Source organism: Aliidiomarina celeris (assembly GCF_003316875.1).
Lineage (GTDB): Bacteria > Pseudomonadota > Gammaproteobacteria > Enterobacterales > Alteromonadaceae > Aliidiomarina > Aliidiomarina celeris.
Genome location: NZ_QMIL01000004.1, coordinates 127,339 through 144,407 on the forward strand (window position 1 = coordinate 127,339; position 17,069 = coordinate 144,407).

Sequence of the window (17,069 nt, forward strand, 5' to 3'; positions counted from 1 at the left end):
CACTTTAGGTTTCCAAGTAAGGAGGCTGCATGTCGGATTTGCCACAGGGTTTGTATGAGCTGCTGAGAACGGCCGAGTTAGACGAGGCGTTGGCGCAGTTTGGTGGCCGCGCGGAGCTTGAAAGCCTTAATTTAGAAACCGGTGCGCGCCATTTGGTGCATGCCATTACCGAGCAGATTTCCGATATTTTAGCGCAGGTGGCAGAAGCGGGGGGCAATGGCCAAGAGCGCCTACAGCGGCAAGTAGAGCTTCTCAACGCACTGCTCGTGCAAGCGCGGCAACTCGCGCAGATTGAGCGTAGCGCCAACCCAATAGCAAATCCGCCTCAAGTGCTGCGCAGTATTTCGCCACCGAATCAAACATTAGAACTACCAGCCATTGGCCTTGCACAACCTTGGTTGTTTACTTCAGGCAAAGATTCCCCAGCACTTTTGCATGAGCTGCAAAGTGAACTGAATAGCTGCGATTCCGTGGACATTCTGGTGAGCTTTATTACAGTGTCGGGTGTTCGCAAAATTATCGACACTTTGAAACGCATTACAGCGCTTAACGCTGCAGGCCAATCGCAAACCCAGCTACGCATTATTACCACCACCTACATTGGCGCGACCGACCAAAAGGCGCTCGATCAGCTCGCGGCATTGCCAAATACCCAAGTGAAAGTTTCCCTCGATGGGCGGCGAACTCGGCTGCATGCTAAGGCTTGGATTTTTGAACGGGAAACGGGCTTTGGCTCGGCGTATGTGGGCAGTGCGAATCTTTCCGGTGCAGCGCTTATGGGCGGTTTAGAATGGACGGTGAAGTTTACTGAAAAAGGCCAAAAAGCACTTTTCAGTCGCGCCAAAGCTCATTTTGAAACGCTTTGGCAAGACGAAGAATTTCAAACCTACGATCCGAAGAACGCAGAGCATCAACGCGCCCTTAAAGACGCACTGGTGCGGGAAAAAGGCGGGCAATACGAAGTGGTGCAAGGTATTACCACTTTCTTCGATATTCAACCGAAGCCTTTTCAGCGTATTTTGTTGGATCAGCTCGAGAATGAGCGCGAGCATGGCCGTTTTAAGAACCTGTTGGTGGCCGCTACAGGCACAGGTAAAACTGTAATGGCAGCCTTTGATTACAAACGTTTATGTGAGCGTGAAGGCGGTCAACCGCGGTTGTTGTTCGTGGCGCACCGAAAGGAAATACTCCAGCAAGCATTGAATACTTATCGGCATGTGTTGCGCGACGGTAATTTTGGTGAGCTTCTTTCCGGGCAGCACCAACCGAGCCAATATACCCATGTGTTCACTACCATTCAAAGTGCTTTGAGCCAGAAATTGATTGAGCAATATGGTGCCGATTACTGGCGTGTGGTGGTGATCGACGAGTGCCACCATATTGCCGCTAATAGTTTTACTCAGTTTGCACAAGCGATTCAGCCGCGCTATTTGCTAGGGCTTACCGCTACCCCAGAGCGCTCCGATGACAGAAGCATTTTTACTCATTTCGATATGCGCCCGGACGGTTCACCTGCAGCACAGTTACGCCTTTGGCATGCACTCGATCAGCAGCTGCTAGCGCCTTTTGAGTATTACGCCTGTGCCGACAATACCGACTATCGCGATGTTCCGTGGCGCCAAGCGGGGGAAATTAGTGCGCTCGATGCCGTATTAACCGGCAACCATGTGCGTGCACAAGCCATCGTGAATGCGTGGCAAGGGCTGGTGAGCAATATTGAGGAATGCCGGGCGCTCGCCTTCTGTGTAACCATTGCTCACGCGAAGTTTATGACGGAAATGTTTAATAAAGCGGGTATTAAGGCGGCCTGTATTACGGGTGAGGCTTCAGCTTCAGAGCGTGAAGAATTGCCGCGCATGTTGGAGCGCCGAGACATCAACGTGCTGGTAACCGTTGATTTGTATAACGAAGGGGTGGATTTGCCCTTCGTTGATACCTTGCTGTTATTGCGCCCAACTCAAAGTGCCACGCTTTTCCAACAGCAAATTGGCCGTGGACTGCGCTTGCATGAAGGCAAAGAAAGCTGTTTGGTAATTGATTTTGTGGGTAATTCCGCAGGCAACTTCCGTTTTGATGTGCTTTACAGCGCTATTACAGGGCTTTCTCGCAAAGGCATTATGGAAGGTGTCGAAAAGGGCTTTGGTAAGTTGCCGATGGGCTGCCACATTCAACTACAAAGCCAAGCCCGTGAACAAATTCTTGCTTCCTTGCGTGAGGCTGTGAATTTCAGTTGGAATCGATTAGCACAAGAACTCGCTCACTATCGCGCCAGAGGCGGAGCGAACTCGCTCAGCCAGTTTTTAAGTGAACAGCAGTTGGAACTTGAAGATATTTACCGGCGAGCCACGGGAACAGGTAAAACCGGTTGGACGCCACTGAAGCGTTCTGCGAATATCGTTACCGAAGAAGTAACCACTCACCAACTTAACGAAGAAGCATATTTTAGCCGCCGCTTCGCGGCACTTCTGCATGTAGATGATGTGGAGCAACTTAAGGTTATGCGAGCCGTGGGTGCCAGCCTTGGAGAGCCAAAAGTTACTACAGAAAATAAAGCGCGTTTGCTGATGCTTTGTTATCAAATAGCAGGTGGAAGCGGAGCACTTACCATTGCAAGTGTCATGGAACGACTCGCGGTGTTGCCAGAGGTGTGTCACGAATTAATAGAGCTCGCTGATTACTTAGATGCCCGCACCAACAAAGTATATGCGCCACTTCCGGGATTAAGTAAAACGCCGTTAAAGCTGCACAGTGCCTATAATATTCGGGAAATACTCGCCGCTATTGGATATTACACCGAAACCACAGCGCTAACATCGCGCTCAGGTGTGCTGCGCTTGAATGAGCAAAAAACCGAATTGTTGTTTGTTACGCTCGACAAATCCGATGCCCTGCATGAAGGCGTGGCGTACGACGATTACGCAATCAGCCGTTCGTTGTTTCACTGGCAATCGCAAAGCTCAACACGACCCAACACCCCTGCAGGTAGGCGCTATATAGAACAGGCGCAAAATGGCTGGCAATTTCAGCTCTTCGTGCGCCTCAACAAACAAAGCCCTTATCGCGCCTGTGGACCAGTCGATTTTGTCAGCTACCACGGCTCACAACCCATGAATATTACCTGGCAGCTCCGCGAACCTCTCACCGACGAACTCTTCCAAGCGTTTTCGGTTATTCGCGGCTAAACCTCAAACACGAAGGTTTGTGCCAACAGACCAGTCTTAATGTAACACCACATTGCCACAACAACGCAATAGGTCTACACTAATGATAATAAAAGTTACTATTATCGTGAACCAGGTGAGATGAAGCAACTCGATGCCATTCGAAAATTATCTGATTTCGATAAACAAGGCCGTTACGTTTATGCGTTGTCGGATCTCAGAAAAATTTTTCATGAAGACAGTGAAGCAAATTTGCGCGCTGGTATTAAACGGCTAATTAAAGACGGTATTTTGGTGCGGGCGAGTAATGGTGTTTTTGTCTACATGCCGGCACGTTCAAAGGGTAGTAGCACGCTAGAACTGGTGGCGCGTACTATTCGACGCGGTGAATACAACTATGTCAGCCTTGAGTCTGCGTTGTCAGAATACGGTGCTATTTCACAAATTCCAATTGATCGGTTAACGGTAATGACCACTGGCCGTTCAGGTGAATTTAAAACGCCCTTTGGCACTATCGAATTTACCCATACCAAGCGGAACGTTATCGATATTTTGGATAATTCCGTTGAAGTTGGTCGTCCGCTTCGGCTTGCCACGCAGGCTGCCGCTTATCGTGACTTAAAACAGGTCGGCCGCAATCTGCATTTAGTTGATACCGAAGTTCGCCGCGCACTGTTCAGTAATGATGTGGAAAACGAATTTCGGATGTAACTTAAGTTATTCGAGGCTAAACCTCAAACACAAAGGTGTGTGCCAATAGGGGTTGCAGCTCCACGCTGCGCTGTACATTTTCTTCTGCGCTATAGCGATCCGAGTCAGGCTTTAAAAAGCCCCAATACTGCAGGAAGCGTTCGATAAAGCGAATTCCAATGATATTGCTAAATGTGCGTTCAATGGTGGTGTATCGCGACTGCGGAATTTGCGCCAAAATGTCTGGAAACGCAGTGGCGGTTTCTGCAACTAATTGGTTGAGTGAGCTGTGCTTTTGGATGCGCCAAAGCATGAACACCCAAAATAGGCGTATGTCGATGTGTTCACCGTAGCTGTCGAAGTATGCCCAGTTGTAGCGATTCACTGTAACTTCCAGCATGGGCATAAAGAATGCGCCTATCCCATGTTTTAAGTACTGCTTTTGCGCGTCTTTCTTTACATGGAAGTAGCCGCCACGGCGGTAAATAATACCGGCGATTTCTGCCAAAATGCGGGTGTAATGCAAGGCGTTGAATTTGTCTTCGTTTGCACCTGCGAATTCACTGATACTAATATGGATAGGGTAGTCGGAAGTGGGCAATTCTGACCACAGCTCGGTGGCTTGTTTCACAATAAAGGTAGGTAAATTCCCTTTCGACGTCGCTTTAAACTTGCCGTCGTTTTCCATGGCCGCGTTAATCATCAATTCCAAGTAACGCATTACGGGGCTGGCGCTGAAGTCTGTGGGGGTGTTAATTTTTATGCCCTGCAGCGCATTGAACGGCGCATAAAGCCAGTTCTGCATGAGATTGGGTGAAATGCCACAGAAGTCGTCAACGGGCTTGTTATTTCGGTCGTGCATCATGCGCTCGGCCACTAAATTAAGCTCATCGATGGACAAATTCGGATTCATCGCGAGCGTTTGCTCAAGCGCATCACGAATTTCATTGGTTTGTTCGCCAACGCTGTTCATGCAGCATTTCTTGAATTTTTTGCCGCTGCCACAAGAGCATGGGTCGTTCCTACCGAGCTGAGCCATAAACGCCTTTTCATCGTGAGTTTCAGGCGGGTATTCTAACAAACAAAAGATAAGGTTGAGAACCACGACATCGGCTGCCGTGGCGTGTTGTAAAATGTGAAGTATCAGCCGCAGTTATGCTATGTTCTGCAAAGATAGAAGTCAGCTTGGGAAATGGCCTTGAAACAAAGGGTGGTTGTCGACGCTTTTAATTACAGGAACACCGAATGCCTCTAAGCTACGAATCAGAATTCTCATGCCCTTATTGTATGGCACCGAATGTGCTCGAAATTGATGCATTAAACGATGTCGGGCAAGCGCAGATCGCAGATTGTCAGATTTGCTGTCAGCCGATTGAAATTACCGTGTACGAAACTGAAGAAGACGAGTTTGAAATTATCGCTCGCACCGATGATGAATAGGTAAGGTACTCTAAATTGTTTGCGATGATCGAACGCTTGTATTAGCTTCAGGGTTTAAGCTAGCGGTTCGTTATTCATTGGCTCAAAGGAATCGTAAAATGCGTGTCGTTAAATTATCGCTTATTTCAGTCGCTGTACTTTCAAGCGTGGCATGTGCAAGCCAGCACTCAACTTACAACCATGTAGATGATTCAGTGATCGCAGAACAGCGTGCAGCACTGGCGGCAAATACCGAAGGCAAAGATTTTGGGCCACAATCGCCGAGAGATTTGGAAACGTTGTCGGGAAATAACACGAGAATGTTCAATGCGGCACCTAGCCACACCGAAATGAATTTATGCAATATCCACTTCCATGTAAGTGCAGAGCATCGCGGTGGTGAATTTACTACTTATGCGGGGAATGGCGACGGACAAGGCCATCATTCCGGCTATGTTTATAACGGTCGTTTACCCAGCGCACATTTACAAACACCGTCGCGTGCAATTTGTGAGGGGCCAAAAGGTGGTTTAAAAGCGGGCGATACCATTGAGGTGCATTATGTATTTACCAGCGCACTGATAACGCCTGGCCCTACGTTAGCTGCGTGTTTTTCGGAAAGTACGATGAATCCACAGTTACGAGTTGAAAGCCAAGTATATGTGTTGGTGAGCGACGAAGATGCGCTAGACTTTCAGGAACTGACCGCATTTGGAGAGCGCAATGGCTATCAACAAGCGCTTAATATCCCAAGTAACACAGGAACGCCAATTCGCTATGCAGGCTCTACCACAGGCCATACTTACAACACGCTAGGGTCGCCTTTGCAAGTTTCTTGGAGTGTGCGGCCGAAAGTAGCGTATGTAAATATTGAGTCGGTGGGTGAGTGGTGTGATAGCAACCCATTTAACGAAACGACCGCTCATGGCGTGCGCAATTTAGTGGTAAACCCAGATTTAATCTCCGATATCGAGCAGTAAACGATAGCCGTTACCCCGAAGTGTTTGAATGTGTGAGCGAACGCCCGGGGTATCAATACGCTGTCGTGATAGTGTAATCCCCCGAAAAATCGCTGCATGAACACCCAAAATAGGCGTATGTCGATATGTTCACCAGTTGTAGCGAGTTACTGTAACTTCCAGATCACAAGCGTTTGCTCGAGGGCATCACGAATTTCAGGCTGGCATTCGAACAAACAAAGGATAAGGTTGAGAACTGCGACACCGGCTGTCGTGGCGTGTTGTAAAATGGAGCCTCATTAAAGAACACAAGGAGAGCACCAATGGCACAACGACTACACATTGTATTAAGTGAGCAAGCAACTCAGCGGTATTTAGAGTTGGCGAGTGCGAAAACAGAAGGGGAGATAAACGAAGACTGTGAGCCCTCAGGCGCAAGCATTCAGATAGATATTTGGCACCTTGAGAATGGTGTGTCAATGCAAAGAGGCAACGACTGGATCGACATCGGCGAAGCGAGTGTGGATTTGATCGATGCCTAACTTAAAGGGTATACACTAAGCCTTTAATTGTTAGCTAAAGGAGCAACAATGTACGACGTTATTGGTGATGTTCACGGCTATGCCGACCAATTGGAAGCGTTATTGAAGAAGTTGGGGTATGAGCTTAAGCGGGGGGTGTACCGGCACCCGGAGCGTAAGCTTATTTCGGTGGGTGACTTGTGTGATCGCGGGCCTGCGCAGCGGCGCACCATTGATATTATTCGTGCTATGCATGAGGCGGAGCAAGCCCACGTGATTATGGGTAATCATGAGTTTAATGCGGTGGCGTGGGCTACGCCCGACGGTAACGGTGACTTTTTACGTCCGCACACGGATAAAAATTACAGCCAGCACCGCGAGTTTTTGTTGGAGGCGGAGCAAGATTACGGTTGGTATGGCAGTACCATGGAGTGGTTCAAGCAACTGCCGATTTATGTAGAGCTGCCAGAACTAAGAACTGTGCATGCCTGTTGGCATGTGCCGTCGAAGCAGGTTGTGGATCGGTATACGGATAAAAACGGCATATTGCTACCAGAAGCATGGGTATTGGCGAGCACGAAAGGGCACGAGCTTTTCACCGCCATTGAAGTATTGAGTAAAGGCTGGGAATTGCAGTTGCCGGAAGGTTACTACTTTCTCGACAAAGACCAACACCCGCGCACGGCTATTCGTACGGAATGGTGGCGCGAAGACACACGGCGGTATCGCGATTTGGCGATTGGCGTGGGAAATATCGACGAGCTACCTGAAGGTGATATCCCGGGCTCTGCTTTACCGGGGTACGCCAGCTCAGAAAATGAAAGCCCCAAGCCACTTTTTATAGGCCACTACTGGATGAACGGCACTCCGTCGTTGCAGTCGCCGTATATTGCCTGTGTTGACTGGTCGGTAGCCGACAACGGCTTAATGGCGGCGTATCGCTTTAATGGCGAGCGCGAGCTAAGTGACAAGGGTTTTGTGTGGGTGTAACGCTCTTTTAAGCGCAGAAAAATCAAAGGATACTCGACTTCAGAACAGTCCTTTGCTTCTGGAAGTGAAAGCGTATTTATAGGAATGGCGTCATTGGGAGCTGGCTGCAATACCTTTCAGTTCCGCCAGGAAGCGATGAGCCTTAGCGGCCTTTTTCACACATGAAATATTTGTTCAAAAAACAATCATCTCTACCTTTGCTATAACATCTAAACAGTGGTAGCTTATCTATGCATTAATGTATGCAAAAAATAGATCGCATCGACATAAAGTGTTGAATATAAATGCGTATGTCATTATTTTAATCTGCATTTTTCGATGCAAAATTGGTCTTTCTAACGGTTTTCGATGAAGAAAATAGCTGAAAATATATTGTTAACACTCCGGGCGGGTCCGATGTCAGCAACTGACATTGCGGCGAGCTTGCGTGTTAATGCAACGACTGTCAGTCGTCAGTTGAACCGGTTAGGTGAGCGCGTCATCAGAGCGGGTGCGGGTCGGTCGACGCGTTGGTATTTGCCGCGCCCATTAGAGGCGACCGGCGGACTATATCGTTTGCCCGTGTACCGTGTCGATAAGGCAAGGACGGTGAGCAAAATAGCTCATTTGTATTCTGTGTTTCCTGCAGAGAGTTATCTGGTCGAATATTTCCGAGAGAACAAAGAACAGGAACGATCAGAAACCGTTGTTGAATGGACATATTTCGAGTCATTGCCCTGGTGGCTGACTGACATGAGACCTCAAGGTTTTCTCGGGCGCTCTTTTGCGAACCAACTGCGGGAACGAGGTGAGTTAGTCGATGCTGATCCGCGAATGTGGAGTGAAGATGAAATTCTGTCAATGCTTGCCAAGCACCCGCAAGAAGGAATTGGTAATCTATTGCTTGGTGAGGAAGCCTACAGACAATGGCTGCACTTGTCTGAAGCGGTATCAATCAGCGATTCCGAAGCCGCAGAACGGGCTGAAGCTATTGCGCGCGGTGAGCATTTTGATTCCTCAGCACAGGGGGAGCAACCGAAGTTTATTGCCCGCATTGCGGGGGCTGAGTGTATCGTTAAGTTTTCCGGTCAGGTAGACCAAACAGAAGTCGATACTGTTGCAAACCGCTGGGCGGATTTGCTGCATGTTGAAGCACTTACATCCAACGTACTCAATCATTCGTTACCCGACATTGCGGCTGTAAACCGGACGTTTCAGGCGAACGGGAGAACGTTCATGGCTTCGGAGCGCTTTGATCGGACTGCTAAGGGAGGTCGTGTTGGGGTAATTTCGCTCAGCAGCTTAGACGCAGAGTTTGTTGGCAAGGCGAATCAGCCCTGGCCAGTCATTATGCAAGTATTGGCAAACTCAAAAATAGTGACCGAGAAGGCTGTAGTGAATAGCAAAGTAGTCTGGGCGTTTGGCCAATTAATTGCAAACTCAGATATGCATTTGGGTAATTTGTCCGTGCTCAATGTCAGCGGTAGACCTTACCCTTTAGCGCCTATTTACGATATGCTCCCTATGCATTTTGCGCCCACTGCTGCCGGTGATCTTCCAGCGAAGCCGCGTGACATTACCCTGTGCTTAGAAGTAGAGCGCGTGCATTGGGAGCTAGCCTACCCGATGGCACTTGAGTTATGGCAAAGAGTTATCGAACACCCAAACATTAGCGACCACTTTAAAGCCATTGCCCGACAGCAATTTGAGGTTGTGAAAGACTTCTCAGCTGTGATTGAACGAATGGTGAAATAGCCTGTAAATATCCGGCGAACGCCTGCCAACCTTCAAGGGTTTTGTGTGGGTGTAACGCCCTTTTAAGCGCAGAAAAGTGCGGGTGTTTACATTATTATGCGCATAAAAGTGTAATCTTTATTGTTTTTAAGCGCGGAAAAGTGTAATTTGGTTGGTATTGAGTACTCGAACTAGCCGAGGTTTATGCAATGCAAAGACTGCTGCTGCCCCTGTTACAACACTGGAAAAGCCAATCGGTGCGCAAGCCTTTGCTTATCGATGGTGCGCGTCAAACGGGTAAAACCTATTTGTTGCAAGAGCTCTTTGGTAAGTCGTTTAGGCAAGTATTACGTGTCGACTTTCTTGAGTCGCCTGATATGGCGAGCGCATTTTCAGGCTCACTCTCGCCCAAGGACATTCTCACAAATATAGAGCTTCTTAGCGGCCAAGTATTCAATGAAGCTAGCGATTTACTGATTCTGGATGAGATTGGTGAATGCGAACGAGCGGTTACCTCGCTCAAGTATTTTGCAGAAAAAGCGCCTCATTTGTATGTTGCGGCGAGTGGTTCGAATATTGGTCTACTCAATACCTTCCCGGTCGGAAAAGTTGAACAGCACAACTTACGACCACTCTCTTTTTATGAGTTTTTAATGGCGGCTAATGAGCCTGCTGTGCTTAAAGCTTACGAAACTCAAACTAATTCTGAAGCAGCGCATAAAATGCTTATGGATAAGCTCACCGACTATTATTTCACAGGTGGCATGCCAGAGGCGGTGCGTGTTTGGTATGCGTCTCGTGAGCAAAGTATTTTGGAGCGGGTGGAAAAAGTAAAACGTGTGCATGGTGATTTAATTTCCGGTTATCAGCGGGACTTTGGTAAATATTCAGGCAAAGTGGATGCGGGATTAATTGAGTCGATTTTCAACGCGGTGCCGGCACAACTCTCTGCGGTGTTAGACGACTCCGTGAAGCGATTTAAGTTTAAAAATGTGCACGAACGTAAGTCGCGTTATCAAGAGTTAGAGAGCGGTATTTCTTGGCTAGAAAAATGTCGACTGGTACTCAAGAACCACCCTATTGAGGGGCGGCCACGCAGTCCATTAGCGGCGTACAAACAAGAAAATAAAGTGAAATTATTCCTCATGGACGTGGGCCTGCTTCACCACATGCTGGGCGTTGGTTACAAAGAAATTAAACAACAAGGTTATGAATATAAAGGCTATGTTGCTGAAAATTTTGTGCAGCAGGAGTTTGCGGTAATGGGCATTGAACCGAGTTATTCATGGAGTGATGCGAGGGCTGAGATCGAATTTATCGCGTCTGACTCGGAGGGAAATGTTATTCCGATTGAGGTGAAAAGCGGTAAACGGACGCGCGCGAGGTCACTGCAGTCTTACATTACCAAATGCGCTCCAACAAAAACCATTAAGCTTACGGGTACGCGAGGCTCAGGCGCGCTCGAAAACAGGCACTTGGTTTATCCACTCTATTACACAGAACATGCTCTACGCACGCATATCATGCAGCGTGCATGAACACCATTACAACGCAAAGCGCGCATAAATGGGGTTGTGATCAGACACGGTGGTGGTGTCGATGGCAGTGGCTTCTTTCAGCTGCAGGCCGCGATAAAACATAAAGTCGAGCGGGTGTTGGCGGTAGGCTTTAATATGGTGGGCGTCGAGCATGATGGCTTCGCGCAGCCCTACTGCACGGCAAAAGCGGCGCAAGTGTAAGCGCCGTTGTCGGCTCCACACGTTAAAGTCGCCTGCCACAATCAGCGGCCCTTGATGATGTAAAAGCTCCTCTTTAAGTAACTCCATTTCACGCAAAAAATAATTCGCACTGACAAAGTTAATGGCATGCACGTTCACGATCAGTAGGGTTTCGTTGGTGGGCAGTGGATGGTACGACAGCATATAGCTTTTATGGGTGGCTATAATGCCTTCGCGGCGTTCGCTGAGCAGTGTTTGCACATTGTTAAATGCGAACTGGCTGGCGGTAACAACGCCATAAGTAGCGCGCCGAGTTTGCATATTGGGGGCGACCGCATAAGACCACTGTGGCAACAGCAAGCTTGAGCCGGAGGCGAGTTTGGCCTCTTGAAACAGCAGAAAAAGGCTTGGGAATTGCTGCAAAAGCCGCTCTAGTTCAATTTGAAAGCGCGTGGTTTGGGTTAGCTTTTGTGTATTCCAGCACAGCACGCCAAAGTCTTCACCGAGAGTGAGCTTTTCTTGGTGTATAAACCGTTGTGGAACAATGATTTTGGGCTTTAACACGGTGCAGCCTTACGTTTTACATGTATTTTAAAAGTGTTCAGTATAGCTAAATACGTATGCGCGCGACCATTGGTTTTCCTGGTTCAAACTGCGCGCTAACCGCTAGGTATTTCGTGGGTGTAGGGCTATAGTGCGTGTTTACTCTAACGGGTATTGAGGAGATTAAATAATGGAGCTTCATACGCCGCATCGCTCGAGCCGCGTGGGCTGGCTTCGCGCGGCCGTGCTGGGCGCAAACGACGGTATTGTGTCGACCAGTAGTTTAATTATTGGCGTGGCCGCGGCAAGCACGGGCCAAGCGGAAATTATGTTAGCGGGTGTCGCTGGCTTGGTGGCTGGTGCTATGTCGATGGCGGCAGGCGAGTATGTGTCGGTTAGCTCGCAGTCGGACACTGAATATGCGGATCTTGAGATTGAGAAAAAGTCGCTGCGCGAACAGCCTGAAAAAGAACAACAAGAACTAGCGGAAATTTACCAACAGCGCGGATTAACCCCAGAGTTATCTCAACAAGTGGCGGCGCAATTAATGGCGAACGACGCGCTGGCGGCACATGCCCGCGACGACATTGGCATCACCGATGTGGGCAAAGCCAATCCGGTACAAGCGGCCTTGTCGTCTGCGCTTACCTTTACTATTGGTGCCTTGTTGCCGTTGTTGGTGGCGTGGTGGGTGCCTTTACCAATACTTATTATGGCGGTGGCGGGTTCGTCGTTAGTGTTTCTTGCCGCACTCGGTGCTGTTGCAGCGCGCGCGGGCGGCGCGCCAATGTTTCGCGCGGCTATTCGGGTTACCTTTTGGGGTGGCTTGGCTATGGCGTTAACCGCTGTTGTGGGGCGGCTTTTTGGCGTGGCCGCCTGAGTGCCCGACTAAGTGCCCGCAAAAGAGGCCACTTAATAGCCATTTATGTAGGCGTGAATACTCGCAACCAAGCGTCGGCAGTAAGCGTTAGCGTGTGCAGGCTTTCTGCGCGTGCACGGCCCTCTGCGCTAGCGCGGTATAGATGTGGTGTCATAACCAGTAGGTTGTGAATGGCTTGTGGGTTAGGCAGGGTAAACTGAAAAGTAACGCGCTGCTCGTGCTCAAGCTGCCATTCGGCGGTTGGCAACGGTAATTGGTATTCCTTTTCGTGCACGTTGGGGTAAATAATTTGCTTGAGCTCCTGCAAATGTTGGGCGGCGGGATCGAGCATAACAACCCGGCCAGTGGCTGCGAGCACGCGTTTAAATTCATTACTTACGGGAAAGCCAAATAGGCACAGCACTGTATTTATGCTGTGCTCAGCTAGCGGAATGTGGCTATTCGACGCCACCAACCAAGTGGCTGGCACTGAGCGAAAGCTGGCGCACTGTTTGGCGTGTTTTGCTGCGGCTAATACCGCCCACTTGGAGATGTCGAGGCCGGCGACCTCCAGTTGCGCACTGGAGTTGCTTTTGCCCGCAGCGGCAACGAATTCGCGCAGGTAATAGCCTTCGCCGCAACCTGCGTCGAGTACAGTGCCGATTTCTACTGTACTTGCCCAGTGTGCGAGAGCATGAGCAAAGGGTTGGTAATAACCGCCCGCTAAAAATTGCGCGCGCGCCTCTACCATGGCTTTGCTGTCACCTGGATCTTTAGAGCGTTTTTTCTGCACGGGCAGTAGGTTTACATAGCCTTGCTTGGCCACGTCAAAACTATGGCCTTGCATACAACGCCAAACCCGATCGGTGAGCACAAGAGGCTCACCGTCGAGTGGACAACAAAGTTTCACTAGAGTGTGTCTACCTTAAAGAACTTAATGCTGAGTGGATACGCCCATACTTCGCCTTCTCTGGCTTTCATGGCGCCTACAATGGCGAACACCACGGTACAAATGGCCACAGCGGCTAAAACAGCAATACCAATGAGCACCAAGAGTAACACCATGCCAATAGCAGAATAGATTAAGGAGCTAATAAGCCAGTTCACTACAATACGGCCTTGTTGGTTAATATAGCTGTTTTCCTTTTTCATAAGCCACAGCACTATAGGAACAATGAAGCCCACCCAAGGAAACACAAGGCCAAGTAATAAGCTTAAGTGCATAAACATGGCGTATTGGTTAAGGTCGTTCGTTTCTACTAATTGCGTAGAGCGCGCGGCGGCTTGCTCTTCATTTAACAATTTCTGTTTTTCTTGTTGAAATTCAGACTCACTTAAAATGCCTTCTTCCTTGAGCTGGTGTAGCTTACGGAGCTTTTCTGTGTCCATGGCTAGATTCCTTTTTATAGTTTAAACTTAAGTAGTTAGTTGTCGCTAACCGTTAAACCATAAACTGCATATAGAAAAACAACAAGCAAGCTCAGCCATGTCCGACCTTTTTAGCAATCACGCTCAGGTAACAGACTGCCGCTGCTGAAACTCTGCGCGGGTGTAGCGCTTTGTTTGCATAATGCGTGCAAGCACATCAACCGCATTGGCAATGTCGGTAAAGCTGTTGTAAAGCGGCGCAAAACCAATGCGTAAGTAATGCGGAGCACGAAAGTCGGCGACTACGCCTTCGGCAATTAAGGCTTGGCAAATGGCGTAAGCGTGTTCGTGTTGAAAGGCCAATTGGCTGCCTCGATGTTCTGCAGTTTCTGGTGATATGCAGGGCATTTGTTCGAGTAAACCCTTTTGAGCCATCGCTTCTAGCCAGGTTTCGCTGAGCGCGACGGACTTGGCTCGAATGTCGGCCATGCTGACCTGTTCAAAGACGCGCAAGGCGGCATGCACGGAGGCCATGGCAAGTACCGGTGGAGTGCCAGTTAAAAACTGACGAATTCCCGCAGCGGGTGTGTAGTCTGGGTCAAAGGCAAAGGGTTCGGCGTGGCCAAGCCAGCCGTAGAGTGGCTGCAGTGAGAGCTCGGTTGTTAAATTCTGTGGGGCAACATACAAGAATGCGGGGGCACCGGGGCCGCCGTTCATGTATTTGTAGGTACAACCAATGGCAAAGTCGACGTGGTTGTCGTAAACGTTCACTGGCATAGCGCCGGCGCTGTGGGCCAAGTCGGCAATGAGCAGCGCGCCGTTGCTATGCGCGTAATTTGCGAGTTCTTTTATGGGCAGTTTACGGCCGGTTCTAAAATTCACTTCTGTTACTAAAAGCGCCGCGGTTTGTTCGTTTACCGCTTGCATTAATTCGTGCTCTTCTACCAAGCGTAATCGGCAGTTTTGACCTAGCAGTTGGCTTAAGCCTTGCACCATGTAGAGGTCGGTGGGGAAATTGTCACGCGTAGAAACAATTTCAGTGCGCCCTGGGTTTAACTGCAACGCCGCGTAGAGCACTTTAAATAAATTTATGGAGGTTGAGTCGCAGCACAGTGTATGCCCTGCTGGCGCGCCAATAATGGCGCCAATTTGGTCACCCACAGTAAGTGGCAAGTTAATCCAGCCGTGTTTATTCCAGCTGGTAATTACACTATTTCCCCATTGTTCAGTGAGGGTTTCTTGCACGTGCGCTTGGCTTGCCTTAGGCAGCAGGCCCAGTGAATTGCCGTCGAGGTAAATCATGCCATTCGGAATATGAAACTGGCCCTTAATGTCGCGCAAGGGGTCGGCCTGATCACGCGTGTCTGTGTTTAAAACGTGCGCTAATGATGAACTCACAAAATTTCCTCTCGTGCAAAGCTATGCTGTGGATAAAGTGCACGCAGTGCCTGAACAACATGGCGAAAAGCGGGTGTGCCTGGATGAATAACGTCGAAATGCCCTGCGTTTTCGATAATAACGTGGCTGGCTTGGGCAAGCTCTTGTTGGTCTCTGCCTACAATAGGATCGGCGGTTCCCCAGAGCAAGGTAATGTTGGAGTGCCTTGGCTGGTGTACCGGATTCATAACGTGTTCTTGTTCGGGGGCGGTTGCGATAAAGCGCGCGGCTGCCTGCTGGCAGCCACTTTCACCGGCGGCGTACTGGCGAATGTCAGTAATGGCTGCAAGACCAATAACGCCACGTATGCTAGCGCCATGCTCGCGCTTCGGTTGGCTGGCTAAGAGCGCTAAGTGGCCCCCTGCGCTATGGCCTATAAGAGTAATATCGGTGGTACGAAAAGGTGCATTGGGCATCGCGGTAAGTTGCGTTATTGCCTGCTCAATGTCGAGTAAGGTGTTGGGCCAGCCGCCTCCTTGGTCGTCGAGCCGACGGTATTCTATAGCGGCAACAGCAACGCCTTCTTTGCGTAACCCGTCGGCGAGACCGCGCGCGTGATCCACACCAAAGCTATTGAGCCAGCAACCGCCATGAATATACACCACCAATGGCGGCATTTCGGTGTGCTTCTTGGGTAGGAAAAGTTCAATAAACTGAGGCTCGGCGTTACCGTAGCGCAGAACTTGGTCGGCATTTATGGCAGACCGCTCCAACACAGCCTGAAAATTAACGGTTTGAGAAAAGGCGGGCTGCAAGAAACCGAGAATGAACACGAAAAAAAGCAAATAACGAAACTGCACAACTTATCCTCTAACGTTGGGTAGATGTATAGTAACGTGTTTTTGCGTTGATTGGGTTTCCACGTGTTGAAATTTTACGTTGGGATTGCGCGTCCGTGCGCAAATTTATAATTGAGTGCTATTCAGGGTTCACTAAGCCCATGTTCATGGCTTTTAGTGTGGCTTCGGCGCGTGAATTAATTTGTAACTTACGGTACACCTCTTTTAAATAGCTCGCTGCCGTGTGGTAACTAATACCAAGCAACTCCGCGGCTTGCTTTACTTGGTAACCTTTCGCGGTAAGCGTTAGCATTTCTGTTTCCCGGGTAGTGAGCCCTACCTGTTCGTTGTTCGGCTGCGGCTGAAATTGCTGCAACAATGCTTTGGCTATTGAAGCCGAAAGCGGTGGCCGGCCATGTAATATTCCCTCGAGTTGTGTTCTAAATGCCGGCTCGGGATCATCTTTTAATAAATAACCATCGGCTCCCGCTTTTAACGACTCCAGCAAATGCTGCGCGTCGTCGAAAATAGTAGTAACTACGCACAGCGCGTTCGCGTTACTTTTCTTAATTTCCGGTATAAGGCAAGCGCCAGAGCCATCGGGTAACCCTAAGTCGACTAAAGCCAAGTCGTAAACCTTCTGCGCTAGGGCTTCACGCGCTGGAGCAATGGCGTTTACCACGGTAACCTGCGCCTGCGGCAACACGGCGATCGACTGCGCATTTAGCCACTCTGCGACCTCGGGTAAATCTTCAATAACCAATACACTCTGAAACGATTGCATGAATGAAACCAACCCAGCGTGTTAAAAAAATTAAACGAATGTTAAAAAGTGTTTTACATTAAATAGGGTTATAAAAATTAATCAACCCCCACACATAAGGGGGGCTAACCTTCAGCGGGGTAGCAAGC

General features: G+C 49.2%; 16 protein-coding genes. 9 read left to right on the top strand and 7 right to left on the bottom strand.

Features of this window, described 5'->3' with window-relative positions:
- Positions 1–29 precede the first annotated feature (29 nt).
- Positions 30–3,182, top strand: a complete 3,153-nt coding sequence (locus tag DQW12_RS09420) for a DUF3427 domain-containing protein (protein WP_113907610.1) — start codon at positions 30–32, stop codon at positions 3,180–3,182.
- Between the two features lie 120 nt (positions 3,183–3,302).
- Positions 3,303–3,872 carry a type IV toxin-antitoxin system AbiEi family antitoxin gene (abiEi, locus tag DQW12_RS09425; RefSeq protein ID WP_113907611.1) on the top strand — a complete coding sequence of 190 codons (570 nt, stop codon included), beginning with the start codon at positions 3,303–3,305 and terminating at the stop codon, positions 3,870–3,872.
- Between the two features lie 16 nt (positions 3,873–3,888).
- On the opposite strand, the gene DQW12_RS09430 is transcribed toward abiEi, so the two are convergent.
- Entirely contained in the window at positions 3,889–4,890 is a 1,002-nt protein-coding gene (locus DQW12_RS09430; RefSeq protein ID WP_113907612.1) for an SEC-C metal-binding domain-containing protein, read from the bottom strand.
- A 206-nt stretch (positions 4,891–5,096) separates the two neighbouring features.
- On the opposite strand from DQW12_RS09430, the gene DQW12_RS09435 reads away from it, so the two are divergent.
- The 6 genes from DQW12_RS09435 (at position 5,097) to DQW12_RS09465 (ending at position 10,991) form a co-directional block, all read left to right on the top strand.
- Positions 5,097–5,291, top strand: a complete 195-nt coding sequence (locus DQW12_RS09435; RefSeq protein WP_113907613.1) for a zinc ribbon domain-containing protein — start codon at positions 5,097–5,099, stop codon at positions 5,289–5,291.
- Positions 5,292–5,389: 98 nt separating this feature from the next.
- Entirely contained in the window at positions 5,390–6,250 is an 861-nt protein-coding gene (locus DQW12_RS09440) for a delta-class carbonic anhydrase (RefSeq protein WP_113907614.1), read from the top strand.
- A 302-nt stretch (positions 6,251–6,552) separates the two neighbouring features.
- On the top strand, positions 6,553–6,771 hold the full coding sequence (locus DQW12_RS09445; RefSeq protein WP_113907615.1) for a hypothetical protein: 219 nt from the start codon (positions 6,553–6,555) through the stop codon (positions 6,769–6,771).
- Between the two features lie 48 nt (positions 6,772–6,819).
- Positions 6,820–7,740, top strand: a complete 921-nt coding sequence (locus tag DQW12_RS09450; protein WP_113907616.1) for a metallophosphoesterase — start codon at positions 6,820–6,822, stop codon at positions 7,738–7,740.
- A gap of 348 nt (positions 7,741–8,088) precedes the next feature.
- Positions 8,089–9,474 (top strand): type II toxin-antitoxin system HipA family toxin YjjJ, encoded by a 1,386-nt coding sequence (gene yjjJ / locus DQW12_RS09460; protein ID WP_113907617.1) that lies wholly within the window; start codon positions 8,089–8,091, stop codon positions 9,472–9,474.
- 188 nt (positions 9,475–9,662) lie between these two features.
- Complete coding sequence (locus tag DQW12_RS09465; RefSeq protein WP_113907618.1) at positions 9,663–10,991, top strand: ATP-binding protein; 1,329 nt, start codon at positions 9,663–9,665, stop codon at positions 10,989–10,991.
- Between the two features lie 6 nt (positions 10,992–10,997).
- Here DQW12_RS09465 and DQW12_RS09470 read toward each other — a convergent pair whose 3' ends face one another.
- Positions 10,998–11,735, bottom strand: coding sequence for an endonuclease/exonuclease/phosphatase family protein (locus tag DQW12_RS09470; protein WP_113907619.1), 738 nt, complete (start codon positions 11,733–11,735; stop codon positions 10,998–11,000).
- Positions 11,736–11,904: 169 nt separating this feature from the next.
- On the opposite strand from DQW12_RS09470, the gene DQW12_RS09475 reads away from it, so the two are divergent.
- A complete protein-coding gene (locus tag DQW12_RS09475; protein WP_113907620.1) occupies positions 11,905–12,594 on the top strand; it encodes a VIT1/CCC1 transporter family protein in 690 nt (229 codons plus the stop codon).
- Between the two features lie 43 nt (positions 12,595–12,637).
- Here the strand turns inward: DQW12_RS09475 and DQW12_RS09480 are convergent, their stop codons facing one another.
- From DQW12_RS09480 to DQW12_RS09500, 5 genes are all read right to left on the bottom strand, one after another.
- The gene (locus tag DQW12_RS09480) at positions 12,638–13,483 is read right to left on the bottom strand and encodes a putative RNA methyltransferase (protein WP_232819939.1); all 846 of its coding nucleotides are present in this window, start codon (positions 13,481–13,483) and stop codon (positions 12,638–12,640) included.
- Positions 13,483–13,962: a magnetosome magnetite crystal formation protein family gene (locus DQW12_RS09485; protein WP_113907621.1), complete on the bottom strand. Its 480-nt coding sequence runs from the start codon at positions 13,960–13,962 to the stop codon at positions 13,483–13,485. The genes DQW12_RS09480 and DQW12_RS09485 overlap by 1 nt, the downstream gene beginning before the upstream one ends.
- Before the next feature lie 123 nt (positions 13,963–14,085).
- A complete protein-coding gene (kynU, locus tag DQW12_RS09490) occupies positions 14,086–15,339 on the bottom strand; it encodes a kynureninase (protein ID WP_113907622.1) in 1,254 nt (417 codons plus the stop codon).
- On the bottom strand, positions 15,336–16,178 hold the full coding sequence (locus tag DQW12_RS09495; protein ID WP_113907623.1) for an alpha/beta hydrolase: 843 nt from the start codon (positions 16,176–16,178) through the stop codon (positions 15,336–15,338). Before DQW12_RS09495 ends, kynU begins: the two co-directional genes overlap by 4 nt.
- A gap of 118 nt (positions 16,179–16,296) precedes the next feature.
- Positions 16,297–16,941, bottom strand: a complete 645-nt coding sequence (locus tag DQW12_RS09500; RefSeq protein ID WP_113907624.1) for a response regulator — start codon at positions 16,939–16,941, stop codon at positions 16,297–16,299.
- Between the last annotated feature and the right edge of the window lie 128 nt (positions 16,942–17,069).

Excerpts from the sequence above, each read along its gene's own strand:
- DQW12_RS09420 (WP_113907610.1), top strand. The coding sequence starts at position 30 with ATGTCGGATTTGCCACAGGGTTTGTATGAGCTGCTGAGAACGGCCGAG.
- abiEi (WP_113907611.1), top strand. The coding sequence starts at position 3,303 with ATGAAGCAACTCGATGCCATTCGAAAATTATCTGATTTCGATAAACAA.
- DQW12_RS09430 (WP_113907612.1), bottom strand. The coding sequence starts at position 4,890 with ATGGCTCAGCTCGGTAGGAACGACCCATGCTCTTGTGGCAGCGGCAAA.
- DQW12_RS09435 (WP_113907613.1), top strand. The coding sequence starts at position 5,097 with ATGCCTCTAAGCTACGAATCAGAATTCTCATGCCCTTATTGTATGGCA.
- DQW12_RS09440 (WP_113907614.1), top strand. The coding sequence starts at position 5,390 with ATGCGTGTCGTTAAATTATCGCTTATTTCAGTCGCTGTACTTTCAAGC.
- DQW12_RS09445 (WP_113907615.1), top strand. The coding sequence starts at position 6,553 with ATGGCACAACGACTACACATTGTATTAAGTGAGCAAGCAACTCAGCGG.
- DQW12_RS09450 (WP_113907616.1), top strand. The coding sequence starts at position 6,820 with ATGTACGACGTTATTGGTGATGTTCACGGCTATGCCGACCAATTGGAA.
- yjjJ (WP_113907617.1), top strand. The coding sequence starts at position 8,089 with ATGAAGAAAATAGCTGAAAATATATTGTTAACACTCCGGGCGGGTCCG.
- DQW12_RS09465 (WP_113907618.1), top strand. The coding sequence starts at position 9,663 with ATGCAAAGACTGCTGCTGCCCCTGTTACAACACTGGAAAAGCCAATCG.
- DQW12_RS09475 (WP_113907620.1), top strand. The coding sequence starts at position 11,905 with ATGGAGCTTCATACGCCGCATCGCTCGAGCCGCGTGGGCTGGCTTCGC.
- DQW12_RS09485 (WP_113907621.1), bottom strand. The coding sequence starts at position 13,962 with ATGGACACAGAAAAGCTCCGTAAGCTACACCAGCTCAAGGAAGAAGGC.
- DQW12_RS09500 (WP_113907624.1), bottom strand. The coding sequence starts at position 16,941 with ATGCAATCGTTTCAGAGTGTATTGGTTATTGAAGATTTACCCGAGGTC.